The following is a 24502-nucleotide window of genomic DNA, read 5'->3' as shown; positions in this document are numbered from 1 at the left end:
GAGCATCACTGGATGAAAACAGTGGTGCTTTTTGCGAATTAAAAGCAAATTTTTTTTAGACTTATATTGACAAAAGCAGAACTTTTGGCTATAACTCCTGCGGACTTCAATTTCCAGAAGAGAACGCTGCGGATTAACAAATCTTATCAGCGTTTAAAAGGAGAAGATGTGATCAGCACGCCAAAGACAAAGAACAGTATCCGTACTGTGACGATGCCGAAGTTTCTATGTGACGAAATGCAGGATTGTCTGAAGTTATATTACAGCCTGCAGCCGGATGACCGTATTTTCCCGGTAACAAAGTATTATCTGAACCATGAAATGGAAAGAGGATGTAAAGCAAGCGGTGTGAAAAAAATCCGTGTGCATGATCTTCGGCACCCGTATGTCAAGCCCACGACAAAAAAAATTATAACTTTTTTTGAAGTTTTTCGGGCAGCTTCATAGCTGCCCATAGCTGTTTCAAATGGGTGTTCACGGTTATACCTTTTCGGATTCCTTAGTTTCTAAGAAATCCTGTGTTGCATATTCAATCTCAATCCGATCTCCTGGAAAGACGTAAACTTTGTTGATAAGCCGGTCAATCAGAGCTTTTGTCAGCATGTTGGCGTTTCCGACTTCCTGCACAATTTCCTGTTGTTTCAGCTTAATCTCATAATCACTTTTTATCTGCTTTGTCTGTGCAGTGATGACAGCATGAACATTTTTGGCTTGTACCAGTTCCGTATCATAAACCGCTTTTCGTGTTCGATAGGTTTCCAAATCAATCTCTCCGAGTGCATACTGCTCATAAAGATGCCGCTTGCTGTCTTGAATAGAACGGAGTTTTTCTTCATGTTCGGCCTGCTGGACTGTCTGCAAATCCAATTTATCCTTATTGCTGTCAATTCCCAATGCCGGACACATTTGAGCCCGAATTATTTCAAATACAACCTGCTCCAGATCTGCCATCTTTATGCGCACACCATGACAAGGAAGCGTTTCAGCCACCTCGGAATGACGGCAATAAAACCACGCACCATTTCGTAGAGACATTGCATGATCGCAGCATCCACAGAATACCTTACCGCGGAGCAGATAATCACGCGGCTTTTTATTTGACAGAGAGAAACGCTTAATTGAAGCATTGGCTTTCTCAAATAGATCCACACTTATAATAGCCGGATGATGGTTCGGTATTTTGAACCACTCACTTTCATCCTTTAACTGTGTATGTCGGCTGCCAATCTCTTTTACCTTTCTCTTGCCAATTACATAGGTACCGATATATCTTTGATCTTCTAAAATACGCAGGACCGTTGATGTACTCCAAACGCCGTTTGTTCGGGAAACATTGTAATAGTCCTTGCCTTTAAGTTTGCGATATTCCCCAGGGGTGGGGATATTCATAGCATACAATCTTCTTGTGATCTCGGCTGCGGTGTTGCCTTCAGACGCCCATTGAAATATCATCTGCACATTCGGGGCAACATCCTCGTCCGGTTCCATACGTCCGTCTGCACTCTTGCGATAGCCGTAAGGACAGATGACACTCTGATATTCTCCACGACGCATCTTTGCGTATTTTGCACTTTTGGTTTTCATGGACATATCCCGGCTATAACACTCGCTAATAAGATACTTGAAAGCAATATCAATCCCTCCGGTATCACCTTTGAAATTAGCCGTGTCAAAATCATCACTGACGGAAATAAAACGGGTGTGGTAAAGAGGAAATACCCGCTCAATAAAATAGCCGGTTTCAATGCTGTTACGTCCAAATCGGGAAAGGTCTTTTACAATAATACAGTTGATCTTTCCAGCCTGAACCATTGTTAAAAGTTCCTGCACCGCCGGACGCTCAAAGTTTGTCCCTGTATGACCATTGTCAATAAATTCCAAAATCTCACTGTTATCCCATTCCGGCAGAGACATAGCTTTTTCACGAAGAATCAGTTTTTGATTTGGTATACTCAAACTTTCGGTTTTGAAATCTTCCACAGAAAGACGGATATAAAGGGCAATCACATAGTTGCGCACGGTTCCACCGCCTTTCCCTGAAATTCATTTTTGAAACGGAAGGTTACATGAATATTCCGCTCGTGGTCGATCTCAATTCGTTCAATGAGCCGTTCAATCAGTTCTGCAGTCAGTACATGATCCTGTGCCAGTGTTTTTGCATCCTTTTCCATTGCACGGTATCTGGCAAGCTGGTTGTCCAGGGAGTCCATAGATTTTTCAAATACTTCAATCTCACCAGACAGAGCATTGATAGCATGTTCATAATCCGCTTTCAATTCAAAGTATTCGTCATTTGTCAAAATACCCTGTACAAAATTTTCATATAGGCCACGGATCAGCCGGCGTGTTTTTTCAATTTCCTGTCGTTTGGCCGACATCTGAATTTTCAGCTTATCTTTTTCCTGTTTTTGTCTTGCCTCCAACTGAAAGAGTGGCAGCGACATTCCCAGCGCAACTGTCAGCTCTTTTTCAAGAATAGCCGTAACAGTAGAAATCAGTTCTTTCTCCTGTATCATCGCACCTTTGCAGCTATCTTTTTCTACCCGGCTGTTTGTAAGGCAGTGGAACCAGTAAGTGTCGGGTCCTTTCCGGCGCTCGGCGCGTTGCCTGTGAAGGCTTCTGCCACAATCAGTACAGAACACTTTACCTTTGAAAATGTTTGGTGTGTAGGGACGTTTTGGAGTTGCTTTGCTTTCTTCACAGATCTGTTTTCTGTATTCCTGAACTGCATGAAACAACTCATGGCTGATGATCGGTTCATGGGTGCATTTTACAATAATCAGATTATCTTCTCCAGCCTTGACCTGCTGATGATCTACAATCTTTGTTTTCCCTTGCACCAGATCGCCTGTATAAACTTCGCTTTCTAAGATTTTCATCACTGTACGGGTCTGCCATTTGCCGCTTCCGATCAGTCCCGGACTGGTAATCTCGCCAGTGGTCTTTTTATAATGGCTCGGTGCCGGAATCCCCATCTCATTTAGGTTGCGGACAATCCGGTTCAGTGCCACATGTTCATGTGCCCATTCAAAAATCTGTTTTACTACAGGGGCAGTATTTTCATCAATCAGAAGTTTATGGCAATCATCCGGGTCTTTCCTGTAACCGTAAGGTGCCCGTGCACCAATATAGTCGCCATCTTTCATAGCCTGCCGCGCCTGTGCTTTGATTTTTCGCCCAATGTCCAGAGCATAGGCTTCATTGATCATATTTTTCAAAGGCAGCATGATACCGCCATGAAGATTTCCGGAATCCGCTGTGTCAAACTGATCCGTAACAGCAATGAACCGAACATTATGCGCATGAAAATATTGTTCGATATAATAACCTGTGTCAATAGAATTTCGCCCTAATCGGGAAAGATCCTTAACAATCACACAGTTAATGTGGCCTGCTTCAATATCAGATAGCATTTGCTGAAATCCAGGGCGGTGAAAATTTGTCCCTGTTGCTCCGTTGTCGATATAAGTATCATACACAACGAAGTCCGGTTTATCTGAAAGAAAGTCATTCAGTACCAACTTTTGGTTTTCTACTGAGCAGCCCCGCTTTTTGTTATCCTCCACAGAAAGACGGATATACAGAGCCACATGTACATACAAAGATGGTGCCGGCATGGGAGCTGCCGTCTGTTTTCTGCTTTTTCTTGCCATTTAGCCCACCATCCTTTCTTCGTTTTTTGTAGCAATCTGTTCCGCCAAAGAGATTGCTTTCTGATACTCATCCTGGTAATTAAATTCAATATGCAGTTCATCTTTACCCATTACCCGTATGCTTCGGATAAGCTGCATGACTGCCCGACGGTCAATACCCTCCATAGTAGAAAATTTCATAAAATGGTTGATCCAACGGTTTCGTTCGCTTCGGTTTTCTAATACATCTGTAAGTTTTTCGTTCCATTCAGCGATTGCTTTTTGGAACAGTTCAATATCTGCATTGTATTTTCGCTTGTAAGAGAGAAATTCTTCCTTTGTCAGAATTCCACTCACCAGATTTTCATAGAGTTTTGCCTTAAAGCCCTCGGTCTGTGCCACACGCTTTTCATTTACTCTGATCTGTGCGGCATATTCCTGCGCCAATTCCCGGTTAATCCGTTCTTGACTGATACTGGACAGCAGGGCATCCAGAGAAGCAACATTTTCAATATGTCCTTTCAAACTGTCCTGTACACATTCAATCAGATCCGACTCTTTCAGCATGACCGACGATGTGCAGCCATTCTTTTTACCGGTCGGGCAGTAATAATAGTGATACTCTTTATCTTTATAGCGGTTCGTCTTGCGGGTCATACGGCAGCCACAGCAGCCGCAGATCAAAATGCCGGAAAACAGGTAAACCTTATCCGATTTAGGAGAAGTCCTTGTGTCAATCCTGCGGAGCCTTTGCACCAGATCAAAATCGTGCTTTTGTATGATTGCCTCATGGGTTCCCTCCACACGAATCCATTCCGAAGAAGGTTTGTCCTCACGCTCTTTTAATTTGAAATGGGGCGTTGTCTGCTTGCCCTGGACCAGTGTTCCGGTGTAAGTTTCATCCTGTAAAATGCGGATGATTGTAGTTGCAGACCATTTGCAATCCTTTCGGTCTGTATAGCCACCTTTTGCATGAGGCATTCCGTGATTGCGCTTATACGCCAACGGTGAAAGAATTCCTAATCGGTTCAGTTCATCCGCTATATGGGAAGCGCTGAATCCTTCCAGCCGTTTTCTGAAAATATCCCGCACAACATTGGCAGCATATTCGTCTACTTCCAGGCTCTTGTGTTTATCGCCGACTTTCACATAACCATAGATGGTAAAAGCACCTACAAAATCCCCGCTGCGCCGTTTTACTTCCAGGGCACTCCGTGTCTTAACGGAAATATCCCGACAGTAAGCCTCATTCATAATGTTTTTGACAGAAACCGTGAGATCATCGGCAGCGTCATTTTCCGTATCCACATTATCGTTAATTGCGATAAAACGCACTCCATAGGCTGGAAACACCCTGCGCATATAGCGGCCTGTTTCTATGTACTCACGACCTAAGCGGGAGAGGTCTTTGACAATCACGCAATTAGCTTCGCCTTGTTCGATCATCTGCATCATTTCCTGAAATGCCGGGCGATCAAACAAAACGCCACTATAACCATCGTCAATTTTTTCTGCCACAACCTCAATTTCCGGGTGTCGGGCTATGTAATCATCGATCAGGCGCCGCTGATTGGCAACGCTGTCACTTTCTACTGTTTTATCATCCGTATAAGAAAGACGGATGTACTTAATCGCTTTGTAAACCTGCATAAAAAAACACTCCTTTCGTTGCACAGAAAAATCCCCGCAATTCAAGAAGTGTGGTTAGTCCATATTCAATTCCTTTTCCGATTCTTATTCTACCATGCTTTTACGGAAAAGTCAGCCCCTTTCTTAAAATTGCGCCTATCGTAAAATACCCTTGATACATTCTTCCAGGGTAGCACCTTCAGCAGAAAAGCTGGCCTGTACAGTAAAACGGCCACACTTAAAATGGTATGGATTTTTTATCTGCTGAACAAATTCTGCAATCCGTTCATCACGGGAAAGTTCTTTGTTGACAGAAACATCCCGAATGTCTACCAGCGTACCCACTTCACTGACAATGGTGTTCATTTCCATAGTATCAACTCCCTTCTGAAAACTGTGTTATCAAAACCACATGAATAGGTCGGATCTACGGTTGTTACACACATAAATCCGGCCCATTATATCTGATTTCGATTTTACTGCCGTATTTGCCACGCACCCCGGCAAGTCCTTCTGTTATAAGGACGGGGCTATTACAGGCTGCGGATAGCGTCACCGCATCATAGTCCCACATACGCCGCCGCTTTGCCAGAGCAAGCAAACGCCGCAGGAACTCTCCCCAAGTCTTTAGGAAGCTGTGAAGAAGTACCATTATGATCTGCGTCGTTATCGCGTCCGGCCTGCCACAGCCGGTTTCGTAGGTTGCGTTTATCGCTCGGACAGCCTGGATTCATCACCTCCTTAGGCCGCCTGTCACCGCGCCGCCCCATCTGCCGCTCGGAACACAGAATGAAGTACCTGTAACAGCGTATATTCGGTTGTCAAGGAACAAGCAAGGGGCATGGCAGACAAATTGATATTGCAGTTGGGGTGGGAGGAGATATATGCTTCCTTACCACACCCGTCCAGCTTGTCCCGCCGAATATGTCCCTCTACTATTCAGTACATTTTTAGGGGCAAAGTTGCCGTCTGTTATAAAATTTCTTTGAAATATTTTTCCAGACTACGCAATCCGGCTTCGATAGAACGGGTGATCCGGCTTTTGTGTGTTCCTTCCGCTTTGGCAATATCTGCTTTGCTCATGCCAAGAAAAAAGTGTGCATAGATCCGTTGGCGCTGCTTTACCGGAAGTTTGGAAAGACCTTTATAAATCAACTCCGTCATTTGACGCTGTTCCCAAATTTCTGCCGGGTTAAGAGGCTTTTGCAATATCTCACGCTCAATACCTTCGTCTCGATCCAGGGAGTAAAATGCTTTATAGCGGTATGTACGAATCCGATAGGCTTCTTCCAGCAACATATACTCCCGAAGCAACAAAGCAACTTCATCCGGCACCTCAACGATCATGTCCTGTGTATAATACGGGTAATAATCCCGAAGATTGATTTTCTTCATAGTAATTTCCTCCAATTTCGATGTTTGAGTTGATGGCAAAAATCGAAATCAGAGGGTGGGCTGCGGCAGCGATAAGGTCTAAGTCTCTTTCTGATTAAAAAAAGGGTACAAAAAAGCGCGCCCGTACAAAGAACAGGCGCGCCAAAGCAGCAGTATGAAATTTTTCCGGGAGGTTGACAGCGAAAATGCTCAAACTTTGTCGAAACCAAAAACGCCGCAATCCATACGAGCTGGACTACGACGTATAGGTGACTGAATGTAAAGCAGTTTATCTGCGGATCTGTGTTGCATAGACGCATAGGCATTTCCTCCCATCAAGGAGGAACCTGAATCGGCTGCTTGATACCTCCTTGGGAGAAAATTATATCGTTTATGTTTCCTGTATCAGTCCGCAGACATTCGCTTTTTACTCTTTATATTCGCAATTTTCTACATATTCTGCTCTTAGAATATATGCTACAAAAAGCAAGCCCACAAGGGAAAACAACACCTTGTGGGCTCATGTTATAGATGTTCAAATTTATAGCCGATCCCGGCGACACTCTCAATATAGTTTGGAAGATCCGGTTCAAAGCGCAATTTCTTACGCAACTTACTTATATGATTATGAATCGCTTTTCTCGAATAGAAATCACAATCCTCTTTCCAAACCAAATCGGTAATCAGTTCGTAAGTAAAAACACGTTTGGGATTGGCAATGAGTAATGCCAGTATATCAAACTCCTTACTTGTCAGGTTGATAATCCGTTCACGAACCCTGACAGTACGGTGTTCCAGGCATAGATAAAGCTCGCCTTCTTGTATTTCTGTCAGAGGATTTTTCTCTGCTGCGGAAGAAGTGTGACAGGAATTGAATACTGTTCCATGACAGACTCCTTGCTCCAAAATATATTGCATTAGAGCATTCTTTTGTTCCTCGTTAAGAAGCAGAAATAACTTTTCGCCAATCTGTTTGCCGGATTCTTCTATATCAAAAACAGCTAATGTCCCATCACGTCACCATCCCTTTTTTCTAACTACTTTTTTCTTTTTAGTGACAGTCAATGTACCGGGTGCTTTCTTTTTGTTTGCAAGAATAATGATAGAAATTAAAAAAGTCAAAGCTATTGTGATCAGGGCAGGAAAAATGTGATAAGTATAACCATATTCCGCACCACAAGTAGGGTCTACTAAAATCATGCTTGCTTTAATCGGATAATAATTTAACAGTGTTCCTTCAAAAGTTCCGAAATATCCATACACAAAAGCTAGTGCAACCCCACCCAAAAAATTATTTGCCGAACAACAAAATAGCAAAATAATCGGCAAGACTGAAATATAGATCCCTATATTCGCCCCAGTAACACGAATAAACATATTAAACAGATTGCCAAAATGCGCTCCCGGAAATCCGGCAATAATGTTAATTACTAATGCTATCACACAACCTATAAGGCTAAAGATGATTGTCAACAACAATAGAACAAGTAGTTTTCCAGAAAGCAACTGTTTATATGGGATAGGAATTGTTGATATATTCTTCATCGTATCGTCTGTATATTCCCTTGTTATAATATAACCTGCTATCAGTGCAATGATAATCGGAAAAAACAAGGTACAGTTACTAATCATAACTTGCTGCATAAAATAGTCAAATGTCCATGTCTGTCCACTGTTGGCTGTGGAATAAAACAGTGACAGCAGCGGCGAAAGCACTGTCATAATAATTCCGGCTTTTATTACGGAATAGCGTTTTAGTTTTAAAAATTCAGTTTTTATTATATTTCCCATATCTTTTACCTCGTCCATTTTTTATAAAAGCGAATGATCAACCACAATGAAAGTGTAACAGTAATTGCCAGAATAAAAATTGTATGGCAAGTGGTTGGTACAATCGCATAGGCTTCCGGCAAAAGATTGTCTTTTTGCAAATGATCCATCATTAAGCCGCTTGTCCAGTTCATAACACATATAACTGGGAAAGAATTTAAGAAAGCAATTTTTGCAGCACTTATAGATGTTCCAACTGTCCCTAGTATGCCCCAGTTAAAAATAGAATAAAAAAACGCAAGCAGGATAGAAAGCAAAAAACTTTTGTTAAAACAAATAATTAAAAATACAATCGGCAAAGAAGCTGCTACGATAAGAACTCCAAAAATAAGGCTCATAAATATCTTATAAGTCATACCATAAACCATTCCTACATGAAACAGTTTACAAAACAACGCAACAGATAATGTGCTTGTCAGACAAAACGCAATGCTAAAAATAAAGAGCATAGAAATTTTTGCCATAATGAGTTGTGTATTTGTAACAGGAATTGTTCTAAGGTTTTTGGAAGTATCGCAATCTCTTTCTATAAAAAACAAAATAGCGGCAATGATACCAATTAGACATGGAAGCAAAAAAACCAATCCATATCCCAACATCATTGTATAAACATAATCAAATCGGGTTTGAAGATAATGTTCCGTTGTATCTGCACCTGTTCCCGCCTTTGCCATATATGCCAAAATCAACGGAAAAAATAACGATAATGACATCAGTGCGTATAATAATCTTTTCCGCTTTAATTTCCAAAATTCGCATTTAATCAGTTTAAGCAATTCCCTCGCCTCCCGTCACACGCTTGAAGTAATCTTCAAGACTTTCTTCACAGGTATGCGCCTCCGATACCTCCAATCCGTTTTCTACAAAGGCAGTTACAATTTTCCCCACAGGCAGATCAAGGTTGTGCAGACGCAGATTGTGGTCGTCCTGTATAGAGAAATGATTTTCATGGAAATTGCGTTCCAAAATTCTTGCCGCCTGTGCAGTATCAGAGAGTGTAAATCGGATATGCTTACTGCTTTTTTGCTCCAGCTCAGCAAGGCTTTCTTCTTCCAGCAATGCTCCGTGGTCGATAATTCCAATATCGTCAGCCAGCAAGGAAATCTCCGAAAGAATGTGACTGGAAATCAAAATGGTTTTTCCTCTTGCGTCGCAAAGCTCCCGAATAAAGGAGCGTACTTCTGCAATGCCGATGGGATCAAGCCCGTTGATCGGCTCATCCAAAATCAAAAGCTCTGGGTCGTGCATAACGGCAAGGGCGATGGCAAGCCGCTGCTTCATACCAAGAGAATACTGTGAAAAGAGCTTTTTATCTTTGTAGGGCAGTCCTACCAAATCCAGAGCGTCTTTGATGGCATGATTGTTTGGTACGCCCCGCAGAGTAGCAAAGATACGCAAGTTCTCTGTGCCGGTCAGATTTGGATAAAAACCGGGGGATTCAATCAGGCTTCCGATACGGGGCAGCAATTTCTTTTCATTCCCCTGCAAGGGCTTTCCCCAGATTTTGACCTCCCCGGAAGTCGGCTTCGTTAAGCCCAACAGCATCTTCATGGTAGTAGTTTTTCCGGCTCCGTTTCTGCCCAGCAGACCATAAATTCTCCCACGCTTCACATGGATATTTAAGTCAGCCACACTCTTTTGTGAACCGTATTGCTTCGTCAGATTTTTCGTTTCAATGATGTAATTTGTGTCCATATTCAAAACCTCCTGTTCTGTAAGGTATTCTATCATGCCAACCTTGCATTAACCTTGCCGCAACCTTGCATTAACCTTGCAATTTGAAATCTGGCAAAATGACAAAGGTTCCCGCCATAAAGACGGGAACCCGCTTAAATCTCCAAAGGAAAAAGCAACATAAATTCCGTTCCTTTTCCCAGCAAACTTTCAACTGTTATGTTTCCACCCATCTTTTCTACAAGCTGATGGACAATAGAAAGACCAAGACCGCTTCCTTTTTCAGACCGACCTTTATCACACTTATAAAGCCGTTCAAAAATGTGTTTCAAATCTTCTTTCTCAATTCCTACACCATTATCTGCCAACAGCAGCCTCAAGTTATTTCCCTGCTTTGACAGGGAAATTTTAATTTTGTCCGCATGGCTGTGAGCGATTACATTTTGAATGAGATTATTGATAATCCTCATATAGCTGTCCGTATCCAATCTTACCCGGACAGGCTGTTCGGGAATATCAATGTCATAATCGACTTGCTTATCTTCAAAAATCGGTATCCAGTCGATCAGGATATTTCTTGTCAACTCTGCGGCTTCAACGCTCTGGATTTCCAAAGCAAACTCGTCGGAATTTAACTTGAACCAGTCAAAGAGTACATCAATATATTCTTTCAAATCATGAGCTTTCCGGCGGGCAATTTCGATATAATCATCCCGGTCTTTCCCTGTAACAAGCCCTTTATATGCAGCGTCAAGATACCCGATGAGGGTTGTAAGGGGTGTCCGAACATCGTGGGAAAGGCTCGTCATAAGCTGGCGGTTGATTTCCTCTGTCTGCCGGACAATCGAAAGTCTGCTTTCATAGGACACAACAATCTCATTGATTTCATAGGCAAGAGGGGATACCAGTTCATTTGTTGCAGACAAAATACGCCGATTGCCATTTCCATTTTTCACATCAACCAGAGCGTCGGTCATTTCTGCTATTTGCTTTTTTACGCGCCGAACGAGAACAATGGATGTCAGTACAGCCACAACAGCAATCACAATGGACAAGAAAACGATAATCTCCATACCGGCTACACCTCCTTATTAAAGCGGTAGCCAATCCCTTTAACCGTTTGGATATACTTTGGACTGGAAGGATTGACTTCTAATTTTTTACGAAGCCGACTGATAATCGCCATAATGTTACTGTCATCGTAGAAATATTCTTCGCCCCATACTTCCTCATAAATTTGCTGTTTTGTCAAAATTTTCCCTTGATGTTTTGCACAGTACAAGAGCAGATCAAATTCCTTTGGAGGAAGCTCAAAAGTGCCGTTTCCCGTAGTAATGGAACGATTTTCAAGGTCAATCTGCAATCCGTCAAAATCCAGCTTTTGCATAGTTCCAGCTTGCTGATTAAAGCGAGTGTAGCGGCGAATGAGGGACGCAATACGGGCAATCAGTTCGTCCATGTCAAACGGCTTTGTCAGATAATCGTCCGCTCCGGCCCGTAACCCCCGCACTTTAGAAGCACTGTCATTTTTGGATGTGAACATCAAAATCGGCAGGCTGTTCTCTTTGCGGATTTCTTCCAGCGTTTCAAAGCCATCCATACCAGGCATCATTACATCCAGCACTACAAGCTGGTATTCCTGTTCTTTTAATTTCTGCAATCCCTCTTTTCCGGTATTACAAAAATCGGCTTCTATATGTTCCGATTGTACGCTGCGTTTAATCAAAGCGCATAGTTCTCTGTCATCATCTATAATCAAAATTTTATTCATGGCGCAATTCTCTCCCTTGTTTTGTCCGACCATCAATCGGCTTTTCTGCAGTTTTGGGAATCAGCCAAATACCGGCCATCTTTACTGCTCCAGAGATACGTTCACCAGCACAATAATAATTTACCCTACGAGGCGTCACACCCCATTTTTCGGCGGCCTCTTTTAGTGTCATATATTCCATATCGCACCTCCATAGAATCTATTATAGTTCTTTAGCTCGAACAATACAACCTTCAATATTAAGCGTTTGGAAGTGGATGTTAATTAAAGCCACAAGAAAATCTCGTGGCTTTAGCTTACAAATGTTCAAATTTATAGCCGATTCCGGCGACACTCTCAATATAGTTTGGAAGATCTGGTTCAAAGCGCAATTTCTTACGCAACTTACTTATATGATTATGAATGGCTTTTCTCGAATAGAAATCACAATCCTCTTTCCAAACCAAATCGGTAATCAGTTCGTAAGTAAAAACACGTTTGGGATTGGCAATGAGTAATGCCAGTATATCAAACTCCTTACTTGTCAGGTTGATAATCCGTTCGCGAACCCTGACAGTGCGGTGCTCCAGGCATAGATAAAGCTCGCCTTCCTGTATTTCTGTTAGAGGATTCTTCTTTGCAGCAAAGGAAGTGTGACAGGAATTGAATACCGTTCCATGACAGACTCCTTGTTCCAAAATATATTGCATTAGAGCATTCTTTTGTTCCTCGTTAAGAAGCAGAAATAACTTTTCGCCAATCTGTTTTCCGGATTCTTCTATATCAAAAACAGCTAATGTCCCATCACATCATCACCTCCATTTTTTATTCAAAATTTCTGTCCCATAAGTGATTTGAATGTGTTTGTTATGCAACGGCTTTTTCCTTTTGCCGTCATCTGGCAGGTTTTCGCTATCTGAAATAAGTTTGCTGCTATAATCAGCTTCCATTAGGTCAAATTCTGGCTGCTACTGTTAGGTAAATAAAGAAGCTGAAAAACGCAACATACAGAGAACTAAGCGTTAATGCCGCTTTAGATGTGGCCGTCCGTGTCCTTTTGTTTTTCACCAGCCAGATTGCGAATACAAAGCCCGCAATAATCAAAAGCGCGTACACTGCAAAGATGATATAAACCCACGGCGCTTCCATGCCGATTTTCAAGTGCCGGATGATAAACAGGGTCAATGGGAGTACGCTTACCAACAAAGATAATCTTCCTAAATTTTCTGCTTTCATTTTTTCTCCTTTATCCGGCTACAACATCTGCCTTTTTCAGATGATTAGTAGCCAAAATCACAAATAATACCGTGTAAACAAGAACCATTGGAACCAAAGTCATTATGCTGTCAATGGGCAACACTTCGTCCTGTGACGATAGACCGAGAATAATTTGCGAATAAGGGAACATCTCACTTAAACCAGCAATATGGAAAGCCAGACCGCCGATACTAAGGCAAACCGCCAAACCTACCGGCACCGCAAAGCTCCTGATCCGCATGGACAAGTAAAGCTGAACAGCACCAACGCTTAAAGCTGAAAACCAGCCCATAAACAGCCACCATAGCATATTGATAGGGATGGGCTGTTCAAACCGAAACACAACCTTTCCTACGATAATGATAAACACCATCAAAAGAACCTGTGCGGTCAGAATAGATTTTGTCAGCACAACCAGCTTCGCAATGAAAATGGTTGGCCGGGAAACCGGCGTTGTCATAAGGCTGTTCCAGTTGTGATTTGTGTGTTCCAGCCGCCACAAATAGGACGCACAAATGGCAATCAGGATTGGAAAGAAAAAATACCCATAGAACAGCCCTGTTTGAAGCCAAAGCTGCTGCCATACTGCGCCGTCGTACAAATTGGCCGAAGCATTGATGCCATAAATGATTGCACCAATGGCGGCGGTCAAAAGTGGCAGAATGAGAACTGCTACCCACATATTAGAATGGCGGCTTTTCAGATTTTCCGCCCGAATTGCATTGATAAGCATTACAATCCCTCCTTTAATACTCGTATTTTTGAAACTTCTTCTCAAACAGGACAAAGGCAATCAATCCAACAATAAAGAGGATCGTAAGCGGAAGAAAGTCAATATTCCGAACGACAAGTTCACTGGATTGCAAATTGCCGGAAGAAGTGTCCTGCCCCAGCACCATCATTTCTGCGTAATTTCCCCAAATGAGGATATTGCGGATGCCTGTGGGGAGCAAAGTAGAAATAAAGCCAATCAACGCGCCAATCATACCAATAGACATCGGGACAAGCTGGTTCGCAAAAACAAGAGAGAAAAACACCTGAATAGTTACAACCACAAATGTAACCATTACTGTCCCCAAAACAAATTCCCACAGCGTTTTTACCGGCAGCGGCTCAACAATCCCCACAGCATTACCGTAGGCGACAATCACAAGAGCCTGAATGAGAATTGCCGCCAGCATGAGAACGGCTACTACGGTAAACTTGCAGAACCAAATTGCCTTGCGGTTTTCATTGTTGCACTCCAACAGCTTCCATGTATTTCCCCGGTGTTCCATATCGCAAATGCGGCTGGCAATAACCGCTGCCAGAATGGGAAGAAAAAGCCCATTCATAGTAGCTGGCCCAACGATCAAATCCTCCCATGCCGGTGCATTGGGGTCGGAAATCATACCGAGGAAATTTTCATTGTTTCCATAGTTGGAAAATACAAAGAGCAATTCCACACCGAGGATCAGCACAAAGGTCAGAAAAACCTTTCTGCGTTTCAGTTTGTATAATTCAAGGCACAGGTATTTCATCACAGTGTCAGCTCCTTTCCTGTCAGGTTGAGGAAAATATCTTCCAGACTTTCCCGGTGTTCCTCAACACGATAAACAGAGATACCATTGGAACACAGGCATTGCACAACAGCGCCGGTCTGTTCGTCAGTCAGCGCACCGATCTGCAAACCATCCGTTGTACGCTGCGGGTTGGCCTTTTTAAGAAGCTGGAAAGCGTGGTTATTATCGCTGGTTCTCAATATAATCTGTGGCTCCCGCTGCATATCCAGAACTGACATCCTTTCCTGAAAAATCAGGCAGCCCTGATTGATAATGCCGACAACAGTAGCCATCTGATCGATCTCACTTAAAATGTGGCTGGAAATCATCACTGTCATGCCATACTGTTTCGGCAGCATCTTAATGAGTTCCCGCATTTCTTCGATGCCTGCGGGGTCAAGCCCGTTGGTCGGTTCATCCAAAATCAGAAGTTTCGGGAACCGGGCCAGTGCCATTGCAATGCCGAGCCGCTGCTTCATACCGAGAGAATAGTTTTTGACTTTCTTCTCCATCTGGTTTTCCATACGGACAATATGCACCGCTTCTTCAATGTTCTTTTTGGGCAAGTCAAGCAGCCTGCGAATGATCTCCATATTCTCGCGGCCAGTCAAATGTCCATAGTAGGACGGGGATTCAATCAGGGAACCAACGGACGCGAGAATATCACGGCGGTTCTTTTCGTTGAACGGTTTTCCCATAATTTCAATGGTTCCGCTGGTGGGTTTGACAAGTCCGAGCAGCATTTTCATGGTGGTGGACTTGCCTGCCCCATTCGGGCCGAGAAAGCCGTAAATGTCGCCCTCTTTAATCCGAATATCTAATTCCTGAACACGGTAAACACCGTCATATTCTTTTGACAAATTATCTGTTGCTACAATCATTTTTTCTTGCTCCTTTCCTAAGCTGCTTATATCATATAGCCCCCACCTTGCATTGCATTGGAGAGAACCTTGATTTTACCTTGATTTTCACGATCAAAGCTGCAAATATGAAAAGATATGGTATAATACATAAGGAAAGGAGTGAGCCGATGGGTACAATCAAGGACAAAATTATTTTGCTGGTTGATGATGAACCGGCAATTTTACAGATGTGCCAATCCATTCTGAAAGAGAATGGTTTTGAAAATATAGTAACCGCCAATACCGCCCTGAGCGCATTGGAAAGAATGAGTGCAAAGCCGGATATGGCTGTTTTGGATGTTATGCTACCGGATATGGACGGCTTTATGTTGGCAAAGACAATCCGAGAACAGAACCCGATCCCTATTCTTTTTTTGACGGCAAAAGGAGAAATCGACGATAAATCAAAAGGTTTTGAGGCCGGTGCGGATGATTACATGGTAAAACCATTTATCGCGCAGGAATTTGTATGGCGCATTACGGCCATTCTGCGGCGAACCTATAAAGAAAGTGAGGAAAGCAGCTTCTTACTGGATGCCTGCAAAGTGGACTTAGAACAGGCAGAAGTCTATCGTGAGGGACAGGAACCAGTTTCCCTGACCGCAAAAGAAGTGGAGATATTGAAAAAACTGTATGCAAATGCGGGCCGCATTGTAACTTTGGGTGCGCTTTGCCAAACGGTTTGCGGGGATATTTATATAGGCTATGAGAAAACACTTATGTCGCACATTCGCCATATCCGGGAAAAGATTGAGGAAAAACCATCTTCGCCGGTTTCGCTGGTAACGGTAAAAGGCATTGGATATAAGTTGATCTTAAAGGACAAGTCAAGGTGAGCCTATGAATAATATTCAACGATTTTTTAAGCGGTATGTTCATTCCAGTGTGAAGCTGTTCTGCTTCTTTATCCTGATAAACATTGTCCTTTTTGTTGTGCTGGCTGTGGTGTCAAGCAGTCGGGGCAGCCATAGCCCAACGCAACTATTAGAGCAGGTTTCCGCAGACTTGCAGCAAAGTGAAGAAAGCTACCGTCTTTCAGAAAATACGGCTATCCAAATGACAAATGAAAACGCATGGTGTATGCTGATAAGCAATGACACCGGCGATGTGGTCTGGAATTACAAAATACCGTCCGAATTACCTCTGCACTATACACCGGGCGATATTGCAGAAATGACAAGGTGGTACTTAGAGGATTATCCAGTATTCGTGTCAAATCAATCTTATGGTCTGCTGGTTGTCGGCTACCCGCAGGATAGTTTTTGGAAACTGTCTGCTTACAAAACTTCTGACAGCATTAAAATAGACATATTTGGATTGGTTACTTTATTTTTGTTCAATATCATCATTGTGCTGATCCTGTTCATTCACAATAACCGCAAGATTGAAAAATCCATTAAGCCGATCCTCACCGGCATAGAAGAAATTTCATCTGGGAAGAAAACACAGTTAGTTGAACGGGGGGAATTGGCGGAAATCAACGCAAAGCTGAATAAGGTCGCCAAAACCCTGCAACGCAGGGACAGGGCAAGGGCAAACTGGATCAGCGGTATTTCACATGACATCCGCACACCTCTATCAATGGTGCTTGGCTATTCCAGCAGCTTAGAGGAAAGCCGGGATTTGAACACAGAACAGAAAGAAAAGATTGTGGCAATCCGCCAGCAGGCTACCAAAATTAAGCAGCTCATTGAGGATTTGAATTTGACTTCAAAACTGGAATATGATATGCAGCCATTACGAACTGAGAAAATTTCCCCAGTAGAATTGGCCCGGCAAGTGGTATGTGATTTTCTGGATAGTGGGCTTGATGAAAGCTTCTCTATTGATTTTCAATCGGATGAAGAAAGCGAGCTGCACTATATGCTGGGTGATGAAGCGCTCTTAAAGCGGGCGATTACAAATCTTCTTCAAAATAGCATCGGCCACAATCCAAACGGCTGTGCAATAACAATCTCGGTTGACTGTACGGATGGACATACAGAAATTATTGTTGCGGATAATGGCGTGGGGGTATCTGCTGATAAGTTGCAAGAATTGAATGCCAAAACGCACTATCTTGAAAGCACAGATGAAAAACTAAACCTCCGTCATGGACTTGGTGTATTGTTGGTACGGCAAATTGTAGAAGCACATAGTGGTACAATGAAAATTGAAAGTGCGCTGAACTGCGGCTATAAAACAACTCTTATTTTTTGACATTGGTATAAAAAGAGGCTTCAGGATACAACCCCCTTTTTTTGTTTATGAATTTAGGGCTATAAAAGTTCACCTATCCTGAGCTGTAAATGCGAGAAGCTAAGGAAAAAGAACGCCGGACATGATGACTGGATCTGTCCGGCGTTTCTTATATTACGGATTCAAATTTATACCCACTGTCGCTGGCAAGCAATGCAATCTTCCGTAAGATTGCGTATTTTGGCAGGAATCCGTTTCCGGTATTCCTGCCAAAATGCTTGTTGGTGACATATCCCCAAACCCCTGAGATCATCACCTGCGGTGATGGCTGCGCGTTCCGTTGGAACGCTGAAAACCGAAAGCAGAAGGAAAACTATTGCCGCGACTTCTGCGATTCCTTCTGCGGTTCCCGTCCGGTAGGAATGTCCAGCAAATGCTCCACATTTGCCCGGATATTATAAAGCTCCTTCATATCGGCTCTGGCCTGTTTGTAAGAAGAATAGGCTTTCCGTTTCTGTTCCAGAAGTCCGGCATATTCCTCACGCAGAGATTTGACGGAGGGCAGCTTTGTAATCCCAACCTCGTCAAAGTGTTTCTTCGCCGCCTGGTGCAGAAGGATTTCCGTCTCATGCGCCGCACGGAATTTTTTGCTGTACCCGGCTTTCCGGTACTCCACATAGGCCGCCCGCGTCTTGGCATAATTTACGATCTGTTTCTGCAGCTCCCCGTTGGCGGCCATCTGTGATTCCAGTTCCTTGATCTGTACCGACAGCGCATTGAAGCTGGCGGTAGCGGCATCTGATTTTTTCTGCAAATCCTCATAGCTCATATCGCCATGCTCTTTGAGATAGATTACCGCCTGGGAAAGCTGCTTTAAGTTGAACACCTTCGCCCAGCGTTCATACCCCGGCCCTTTGCCGGAACGGACCGCCGCCTCAATGTCCACCAGCAGTCCGACTTTGGAAACCGGCTTTGGGGGAGAGGTACGGCGCGGCTTCACCGTCCGGGTGCCGGCGATCCGTTCTTTGATGGCCTGCTCGGTATAGTCGCCCTTTAACGTGTCACACCGGGTATATCTATCCTCCGGTGACAAGCGAAAACGGAGGTACTTTCGCTCCCGGTTGACTTCAATCCCAGCCGCCTCCAGCTTCTTCAAAAGTTCTTCAAAGTCCTTCGGCTTTTCTTCCAGGGCTGCGTCGATGGCCCATCGTAGCTGCTCCTGGTGGGAAGGCTGTTTCTGACTTCCCATCCATGTGCCGTAATGGTCTCGGCTGGGTTTCGGATTCTCTACAATAGAAAGCCCATGCTCCAAGCAGAGCTTGTCATTCATACGCCGGATTGCCCAGGTGGAACCCCAGAAGTTGCGGAATTTTTTCTGACAATCCAGTGTGGTAGAATTTATGATGATGTGATTATGAACATGGTGTTTATCCACATGGGTGCAGACAACAAAAGCATGGTTTCCCTTCGTCAGCTTCAATGCCAGCTCCCGCCCGATCTGGTTCGCTTCTTCCGGCGTGACCTCGCCAGGCTTGAACGCCTGTCGGAGATGGTAGGCAATCACATCGTCCGCGCCCCGGTTACGTCCGGTCAGGTTCGCATACTGGCGCTTGGATAGAAGAAACTCCGCATCGGCGATCCGGGTGTCACACTCATAGCCATAAATGAATTTTCCAAAATCGGTTTTCTGCGGATTTTCCACATAGTCAATAATATCCGCTATGGCCGTGGAAACATCCCGGCCTTTCCCAACGTGCAGCGGCATGAGCCGTGTGGTCGCCATCCCATCACCCCCTTACTGTAAAACCGGCTCTGTTATCGTGTCTGTTCTTTTTTCATTTTCGGTTTGTCGCTGTGAGCCGCCTGCTGACCGGCATGTTTGCCCAGACTGTCATGTATGGAAGGCTTTTCACCTTGTTCCTGAGTAAGCTCCTGTTGGGTCAGTTTCCGATATGTGTCCATACCGGGAATCAGTGAAAGGCTGCGTCCATTGTCCCAGGCAACCCCAATCTGGCCTATATCATCCACATACTTGACAGTTCCACGGGTGCCAGCGGGCACCGGGGCATAGGGATCGTCCATGTGCTGCAACAAAATCCGGGTATCCGGTGGGTAGGTCTGACGTATAAACTCCACTTGGTTACGGCTCATAAACTCTTGATTCATCTTGAAATCCTCCTTTGCAATGTCTCTGGCTTGGGTAAGAAATAAATCCATTAGTCCTGGATGGCTACGGTCTACCACAAAGGAAACATTCCTGTCATATCCGAAACCGTCCTTATCTTCACAGACCGGGATTGTCTGCGCCCAGGCTTTGTTATCACGGGAAATTCGCCCGTCATGTTCTTTCTGCCGGACCGTGTTGGCAAGGACATAGAAAATCCGGCCAGGATCAAATTGTTGTAAGACCTGCTGCACACATGCGGGGCCTAAACGGTTATCCCGGTAGTTGTCCGCAATGGCCTGTTCGATTGCCTCTTTACACGCAATGTTTGCCTTGTGGGAAGCACGGTACTGATCCAGCTCCCCATGCTCATGCGCATAGGTGGCAGAATGAAAATAAATTGGCGTTGTATCTTTCAATCAAATCCCTCCAATCAAAAAGCTGCCATAGCAGACAGCCATAATTATAGAAAAAGGGCGGGGCTGCCAATGAGTCCCGCCGAAACTGTTTAACCAAATACGAAATCCTTTAACGCGCTGTTTGCGCCGCCGATGATCCCCACCAGCCAGGCCGCCGCCATTGGCAGACCGTAGGGGCTGATCAGGAACGCGATCACCAGCCATGAAAGCCCCGGCCAGAACCCGGCTGCAAAGAACAGCACCAACGCCGCCAGAAATACGATCCCGGATAAAATTCCCAGAACAGCGCCGGAAATCACCACAAGAAATTTGCATACAAGATAAAGAATTCCTGTAACCAGTACAAAGGGAAGTGCCAATAGTTTGCCAATCAGACGCATACGCCCGCCTCCTTTCCTTTTCCATGTCCGTTTTTTCAGGACATTCAGGTATGCCCGAAGGGTGTTTCAAAGAGAAACATATTTCTCCCTCTATCAAAATTCTACCGTGCCGGTTTCTGGAAAGCAACGGCGTTTTTTCCCGTTTACGAAATGTTCGCAAATCCCCGCAGCAGCTTATCCATGCCATCCCACAAACTGTCCAGGCGTGTGCGCAGATCATCCATGTCGGCAGCGTAAATACTGCCGGTCTCATTGGCGCGTCTGGTATATTGGTTTAAGTTATTGGAACAGATACGAAGAAGCCGTATCATTTCCTGAATGTCTCTCATATCCAGATGGATGATATAACCGTCTACCGCCATCTTGCGCAGATATGCGGAGAGGTTGGTAATGCCGAGCTCCGCCATGCGCCCCTTTATCAGCTCCGCCTCCTGTTCGGACATGACGAATTCCACCCGGACGGATTTTTTGTTATGCCCGGCCTTCATCGTTCAGGCTCCTTTTTATGGGAAGGCGGTTTCCGGGTGAAAGCGGCTGCCGCCTGCACCTCTTTCAGTTTCCCCCGCAGTGTGCTCTTTTTCAGGCTATCCATATATTCCTGAATATCACCGGGCTTTGCATGGTAATCTCGCTTAACATGCTCCCGCCGCAGGATTGTTTGTAATTCCCGCTCACTTTCCGGCAGCCAGGTCACGCATTTGGAAGTTCCATGCTCGGCCTTAAACATGTTAATCTGCTGCATATAGGAATCATAGGGGAATACCGCCTGTGTGCCATCCTGGAACAATACTGATACTTTTTCAATCGCACAGGAAAGCAGCTTGACCCGTTCTACATGGGCGTGATAATCGAGAGGCCAGATACAGCCGGTGACTTTCCCGTCTTGTATGCCGTCCAGCCGGATTGCATACGCCAGGATAGAATCTTTCGTCTGCTCATGGTAAAACCGCCACACCTTATTTTCGTGGCTGTCCTGCAGGTAAACATCCCTTTCCCATAAACAGTACGTGCCGCAGGTTCTGGACATCCATAAGAGCTGTTCATTCTCCTCATTTCTGCAAGCCGCAAGATTTTGTATCAGCTCTTTGTCAATATCAAAATCGTCCTTATAATGCTGCGTGTGCAGCTCTACAACCTTCCCTAAAAAGTCCAGCACATCCACGCCCTCAAATTTTACCGCGCCCATCAGCGTTCCCTTTCCGGCACAGGCGGCGCTGCCTGTTTCGCCTCATGCTCCGGGCGTTCCGCTTTCAGCCGCTCCATCAGGGAAGGTTTTTCCTCCGGCAAAGTCTCCGGTGCAAGCTCCCGGATTTCCTCATAGGTCTGGCCGTCCGTTAAGTCAGGGCGTTCCGGCGGCTCATTATTCAGCCGGCCATCCAGCATATTATAGTTTCCGGTCTGTCCTTCCTCGTAGAGTTCCGCATTACGCAGATAGCTCTCCGGCGGCTGGAAGGGCTGCCCGGCGAACAGGATTTCACGGCTTGGTGTGAACTGTGAGAGCACGCCGTCCCGAAGCCTTGCAAATTCCTCATACTGGCGCAGGGAAAGGCCGCGCTCCAGCATTTCCGCCTGGGTATGCGCCCAGCCCTCACCATAGAGAAAATAGTACATATCCGGCTGGTCGCAGACAAAGCACAGGGAGCCGTCCTGATTGTCATAATAAGATGCCTGCATATCCTGATAGTGGCAGCGTTCCTCACGCCCCAGGTACACCCGGTTGTCCGCACCCAGCATGGCAACCATGCCCACATAGTTACTGTGGACCGCAGAGCGGATTTCCACCAGCGGGTCCGCCTCCGGCATGACCTGTCTGCCGGGAATCTCATTCTGCTTTTCTGCCGCGTCATTTCTCGGCATCACTTCGTCATGGGCGCGGGCATCCAAATCCGGCTGTGCCTGCGCGGAAGTCTTTTTGACGGCGCCCGGCTCCGGTTCTTTCTCCTGTGCGTAATAATGGACATTGGTGGAGGTTTTGCTGTTCATTTCCCTGGCGTAAGCCTCCGCAGCCTCGCGGGAGTCAAATTCCAAAGGCTTTCCATCTTCCTTGCACCACGCCTCAGCATGGCCGAAGATGGAAGCGCCGCTGCGCACCGCCCATACGCCGTAGGTTGTTTCTTTTCCCATTCTGATCCTCCTTATCGTTCCTGCTGTTTTGATGGTTTCTGCTTTTGGGGCGTCTCCGTCTGCTTTGCGTCTTTTATCTGCTGCCGGAGAGAAGGCCTGTACTCCGGCTCCGCTTCGGAATCCGTGATATTGACATACTCCCCAATGATACAAAGCGCCTCCCCGTAACTGCCGCAAGCAAACACCCGGTCCTTCATTTCCTTTGCCTGGTCCTTCAGGTCATGCTCCCGCAGGGTACGAGCCGCAATGCCTACCAGATTGAAGATATTGCCATCCTGGCCGATCAGCGCACAATCCGGTTTTTCCGGCTCCGGCGAAGGCTCCCCGATAAAACCGCCCAGACGGTTCGGTACAAAATCGGACAGCCATGTGCCGCCGAAAGTATCATGGGTCTGCAATCGCCACATGGCAAGTTTCCCAATGTCCAGCTTTACATCCTCGAAAGGGTAGAGCAGACAGGTAAGCTCTCCATACTGGAAAGTGGAAACATTCTCAAATTTACTGCCGTCCTTCAAAATTCCTGCCTCGGTGAACATCTCATTGATCCCGTCCACCCATTCCTTCAAATCCCCGCCGCAGCCCTGCAGGATCAGGCCGTCTTTGCCTTCCATGCGCCGCAGGTCATCGGTTGTGATCGTATTGATATTCAAAAAATCGCCTCCTATCGTTCCTGTTGATGATTGGTTTTCTGCCGGGTGGCTTTTGCCTCCGGCTGTTTCTTTAGCTGCCTGCGGACAGAGGGTTTCTGCTCCGGTTCTCGCATATCCGTAAAAATATCGGATAACGGCTGCTCCCAGCTTTCCCCGAAGCCACGGACCACCGTGCCCGCCAGCGCACCGTTTTCCTGAAACATTTTCAGTGTGTCAAAAGCCCGGTCAAACAGTGTGATATTTCTCTTATCTACACAGGGCGCAAAGTGGATCACCCCTTTGGGGTAGCCCCCGCCGGTGCCGATCCAGCCCCGGACAAAATCGTCATAGCCTTTTGTGATCCCGGCGTCGGCCAGTTCGTTGGCATGGCTGGAAACCATTGTACTTGTAGCTGCATACTGATAACCTAAGACCAATATGCCTGTTTTCGGGTTATACATAAAGCGCCGGTTATCAATCTGCTGTATATCAATTATCTGCCTCCTGGTATCAATCCGCATAAGCTCTTTTGTAATCGCTGTCTTTTCTATCCACATCCCTCCCGTTTGTTTATTTGTCCGCAACTTATACCCGTTTTGGGGCGTCAGAGTATTCTTATACAGCCGCCCCTCAAACCGGGGCCCGAAAGCCCCTAAAATCAAGCCTCATTTTGGTTAAGTTGCGGACATATTACCTTTAATTTTTTCTGATCCGGCGCTTGCGTTCCCGCTCGGATTTCCGTCTGGCAAAGGCGCGGCAGGAATCCGAACAATAGGCCTGGCTGGTAGTAGGCAGATAGGCTTTCCCACAGACCGGGCATGTTTTCTGTTTCAGGGAAGTGTCCTCGCCGGTAATGGCAGATTCCAGCACCGGGTCCACCGGTAGCACCGCCTCCTGAAAATACCGGCAGAAAGAGCCGGTCCACCATTTATGCAGCATGTAACAGGGACAGTCTAAGGGGAGGCAGAGCCTATCCTGATTGTCATGGTTGGCGCAAAGGTCTGTTACCAGCTTTCGGA

The 24502-nt window shown here is 45.3% G+C and carries 28 protein-coding genes and 1 pseudogene; 3 read left to right on the top strand and 26 right to left on the bottom strand.

What is annotated here, in order from left to right:
• Positions 1-66: 66 nt before the first annotated feature.
• Positions 67-447, top strand: a pseudogene (locus tag OCV99_RS11455) (site-specific integrase); the annotation flags it as partial.
• Between the two features lie 33 nt (positions 448-480).
• On the opposite strand, the gene OCV99_RS11450 reads toward OCV99_RS11455, so the two are convergent.
• From OCV99_RS11450 to OCV99_RS11370, 17 genes are all read right to left on the bottom strand, one after another.
• Positions 481-2019: a recombinase family protein gene (locus tag OCV99_RS11450; protein ID WP_055221045.1), complete on the bottom strand. Its 1539-nt coding sequence runs from the start codon at positions 2017-2019 to the stop codon at positions 481-483.
• The gene (locus OCV99_RS11445) at positions 2004-3653 is read right to left on the bottom strand and encodes a recombinase family protein (protein ID WP_055221047.1); all 1650 of its coding nucleotides are present in this window, start codon (positions 3651-3653) and stop codon (positions 2004-2006) included. Before OCV99_RS11445 ends, OCV99_RS11450 begins: the two co-directional genes overlap by 16 nt.
• Positions 3654-5282 carry a recombinase family protein gene (locus OCV99_RS11440; protein ID WP_033143713.1) on the bottom strand — a complete coding sequence of 543 codons (1629 nt, stop codon included), beginning with the start codon at positions 5280-5282 and terminating at the stop codon, positions 3654-3656.
• Between the two features lie 135 nt (positions 5283-5417).
• Positions 5418-5633, bottom strand: a complete 216-nt coding sequence (locus OCV99_RS11435) for a DUF6870 family protein (protein ID WP_033143712.1) — start codon at positions 5631-5633, stop codon at positions 5418-5420.
• A 600-nt stretch (positions 5634-6233) separates the two neighbouring features.
• Positions 6234-6656: a hypothetical protein gene (locus OCV99_RS11430; protein ID WP_015542925.1), complete on the bottom strand. Its 423-nt coding sequence runs from the start codon at positions 6654-6656 to the stop codon at positions 6234-6236.
• 504 nt (positions 6657-7160) lie between these two features.
• A complete protein-coding gene (locus OCV99_RS11425) occupies positions 7161-7553 on the bottom strand; it encodes a winged helix-turn-helix domain-containing protein (RefSeq protein ID WP_055221049.1) in 393 nt (130 codons plus the stop codon).
• Between the two features lie 99 nt (positions 7554-7652).
• Entirely contained in the window at positions 7653-8426 is a 774-nt protein-coding gene (locus tag OCV99_RS11420) for an ABC transporter permease (RefSeq protein WP_055221051.1), read from the bottom strand.
• 5 nt (positions 8427-8431) lie between these two features.
• A complete protein-coding gene (locus OCV99_RS11415; RefSeq protein WP_055221053.1) occupies positions 8432-9241 on the bottom strand; it encodes an ABC transporter permease in 810 nt (269 codons plus the stop codon).
• Positions 9234-10160 carry an ABC transporter ATP-binding protein gene (locus OCV99_RS11410; protein ID WP_002594743.1) on the bottom strand — a complete coding sequence of 309 codons (927 nt, stop codon included), beginning with the start codon at positions 10158-10160 and terminating at the stop codon, positions 9234-9236. Before OCV99_RS11410 ends, OCV99_RS11415 begins: the two co-directional genes overlap by 8 nt.
• Positions 10161-10294: 134 nt before the next feature.
• Complete coding sequence (locus tag OCV99_RS11405) at positions 10295-11212, bottom strand: sensor histidine kinase (protein WP_055221055.1); 918 nt, start codon at positions 11210-11212, stop codon at positions 10295-10297.
• 5 nt (positions 11213-11217) lie between these two features.
• Positions 11218-11910, bottom strand: coding sequence for a response regulator transcription factor (locus OCV99_RS11400; RefSeq protein WP_055221057.1), 693 nt, complete (start codon positions 11908-11910; stop codon positions 11218-11220).
• Positions 11903-12091: a helix-turn-helix domain-containing protein gene (locus OCV99_RS11395; protein ID WP_055221059.1), complete on the bottom strand. Its 189-nt coding sequence runs from the start codon at positions 12089-12091 to the stop codon at positions 11903-11905. The genes OCV99_RS11400 and OCV99_RS11395 overlap by 8 nt, the downstream gene beginning before the upstream one ends.
• 115 nt (positions 12092-12206) lie before the next feature.
• Positions 12207-12599, bottom strand: coding sequence for a winged helix-turn-helix domain-containing protein (locus OCV99_RS11390; protein WP_055221060.1), 393 nt, complete (start codon positions 12597-12599; stop codon positions 12207-12209).
• 244 nt (positions 12600-12843) lie between these two features.
• Positions 12844-13125 (bottom strand): hypothetical protein, encoded by a 282-nt coding sequence (locus OCV99_RS11385; RefSeq protein ID WP_055221062.1) that lies wholly within the window; start codon positions 13123-13125, stop codon positions 12844-12846.
• A gap of 10 nt (positions 13126-13135) precedes the next feature.
• Complete coding sequence (locus OCV99_RS11380; RefSeq protein WP_055221064.1) at positions 13136-13879, bottom strand: ABC transporter permease; 744 nt, start codon at positions 13877-13879, stop codon at positions 13136-13138.
• 13 nt (positions 13880-13892) lie between these two features.
• Positions 13893-14666, bottom strand: coding sequence for an ABC transporter permease (locus OCV99_RS11375; protein ID WP_055221066.1), 774 nt, complete (start codon positions 14664-14666; stop codon positions 13893-13895).
• Positions 14666-15568 (bottom strand): ATP-binding cassette domain-containing protein, encoded by a 903-nt coding sequence (locus OCV99_RS11370; RefSeq protein WP_055221068.1) that lies wholly within the window; start codon positions 15566-15568, stop codon positions 14666-14668. Before OCV99_RS11370 ends, OCV99_RS11375 begins: the two co-directional genes overlap by 1 nt.
• 149 nt (positions 15569-15717) lie before the next feature.
• On the opposite strand from OCV99_RS11370, the gene OCV99_RS11365 reads away from it, so the two are divergent.
• A complete protein-coding gene (locus OCV99_RS11365; protein WP_055221070.1) occupies positions 15718-16425 on the top strand; it encodes a response regulator transcription factor in 708 nt (235 codons plus the stop codon).
• A gap of 97 nt (positions 16426-16522) precedes the next feature.
• Positions 16523-17788: a sensor histidine kinase gene (locus OCV99_RS11360; protein ID WP_262575486.1), complete on the top strand. Its 1266-nt coding sequence runs from the start codon at positions 16523-16525 to the stop codon at positions 17786-17788.
• Between the two features lie 352 nt (positions 17789-18140).
• Here OCV99_RS11360 and OCV99_RS11355 read toward each other — a convergent pair whose 3' ends face one another.
• From OCV99_RS11355 to OCV99_RS11315, 9 genes are all read right to left on the bottom strand, one after another.
• Complete coding sequence (locus tag OCV99_RS11355) at positions 18141-19550, bottom strand: relaxase/mobilization nuclease domain-containing protein (RefSeq protein ID WP_055221073.1); 1410 nt, start codon at positions 19548-19550, stop codon at positions 18141-18143.
• Between the two features lie 32 nt (positions 19551-19582).
• Entirely contained in the window at positions 19583-20350 is a 768-nt protein-coding gene (locus OCV99_RS11350; protein WP_082424713.1) for a DUF3849 domain-containing protein, read from the bottom strand.
• 89 nt (positions 20351-20439) lie between these two features.
• A complete protein-coding gene (locus OCV99_RS11345; RefSeq protein ID WP_055221075.1) occupies positions 20440-20730 on the bottom strand; it encodes a CD1845 family protein in 291 nt (96 codons plus the stop codon).
• A 143-nt stretch (positions 20731-20873) separates the two neighbouring features.
• Complete coding sequence (locus OCV99_RS11340) at positions 20874-21218, bottom strand: plasmid mobilization protein (protein ID WP_055221077.1); 345 nt, start codon at positions 21216-21218, stop codon at positions 20874-20876.
• On the bottom strand, positions 21215-21916 hold the full coding sequence (locus tag OCV99_RS11335) for a hypothetical protein (protein WP_055221079.1): 702 nt from the start codon (positions 21914-21916) through the stop codon (positions 21215-21217). Before OCV99_RS11335 ends, OCV99_RS11340 begins: the two co-directional genes overlap by 4 nt.
• A complete protein-coding gene (locus tag OCV99_RS11330; protein ID WP_055221081.1) occupies positions 21916-22854 on the bottom strand; it encodes a DUF4316 domain-containing protein in 939 nt (312 codons plus the stop codon). Before OCV99_RS11330 ends, OCV99_RS11335 begins: the two co-directional genes overlap by 1 nt.
• A gap of 11 nt (positions 22855-22865) precedes the next feature.
• On the bottom strand, positions 22866-23465 hold the full coding sequence (locus OCV99_RS11325) for a hypothetical protein (RefSeq protein ID WP_438938740.1): 600 nt from the start codon (positions 23463-23465) through the stop codon (positions 22866-22868).
• 50 nt (positions 23466-23515) lie between these two features.
• On the bottom strand, positions 23516-24040 hold the full coding sequence (locus OCV99_RS11320) for a hypothetical protein (protein WP_055221085.1): 525 nt from the start codon (positions 24038-24040) through the stop codon (positions 23516-23518).
• A gap of 139 nt (positions 24041-24179) precedes the next feature.
• A partial coding sequence (locus OCV99_RS11315; protein WP_262575484.1) for a cysteine-rich VLP domain-containing protein occupies positions 24180-24502 on the bottom strand: 323 nt, incomplete at its 5' end.

Source organism: Dorea acetigenes (assembly GCF_025567385.1).
Taxonomy (GTDB): domain Bacteria; phylum Bacillota; class Clostridia; order Lachnospirales; family Lachnospiraceae; genus Claveliimonas; species Claveliimonas acetigenes.
The sequence above is the reverse complement of the archived record's forward strand: the minus strand, read 5'-3'. Positions and strand labels throughout refer to the sequence as shown.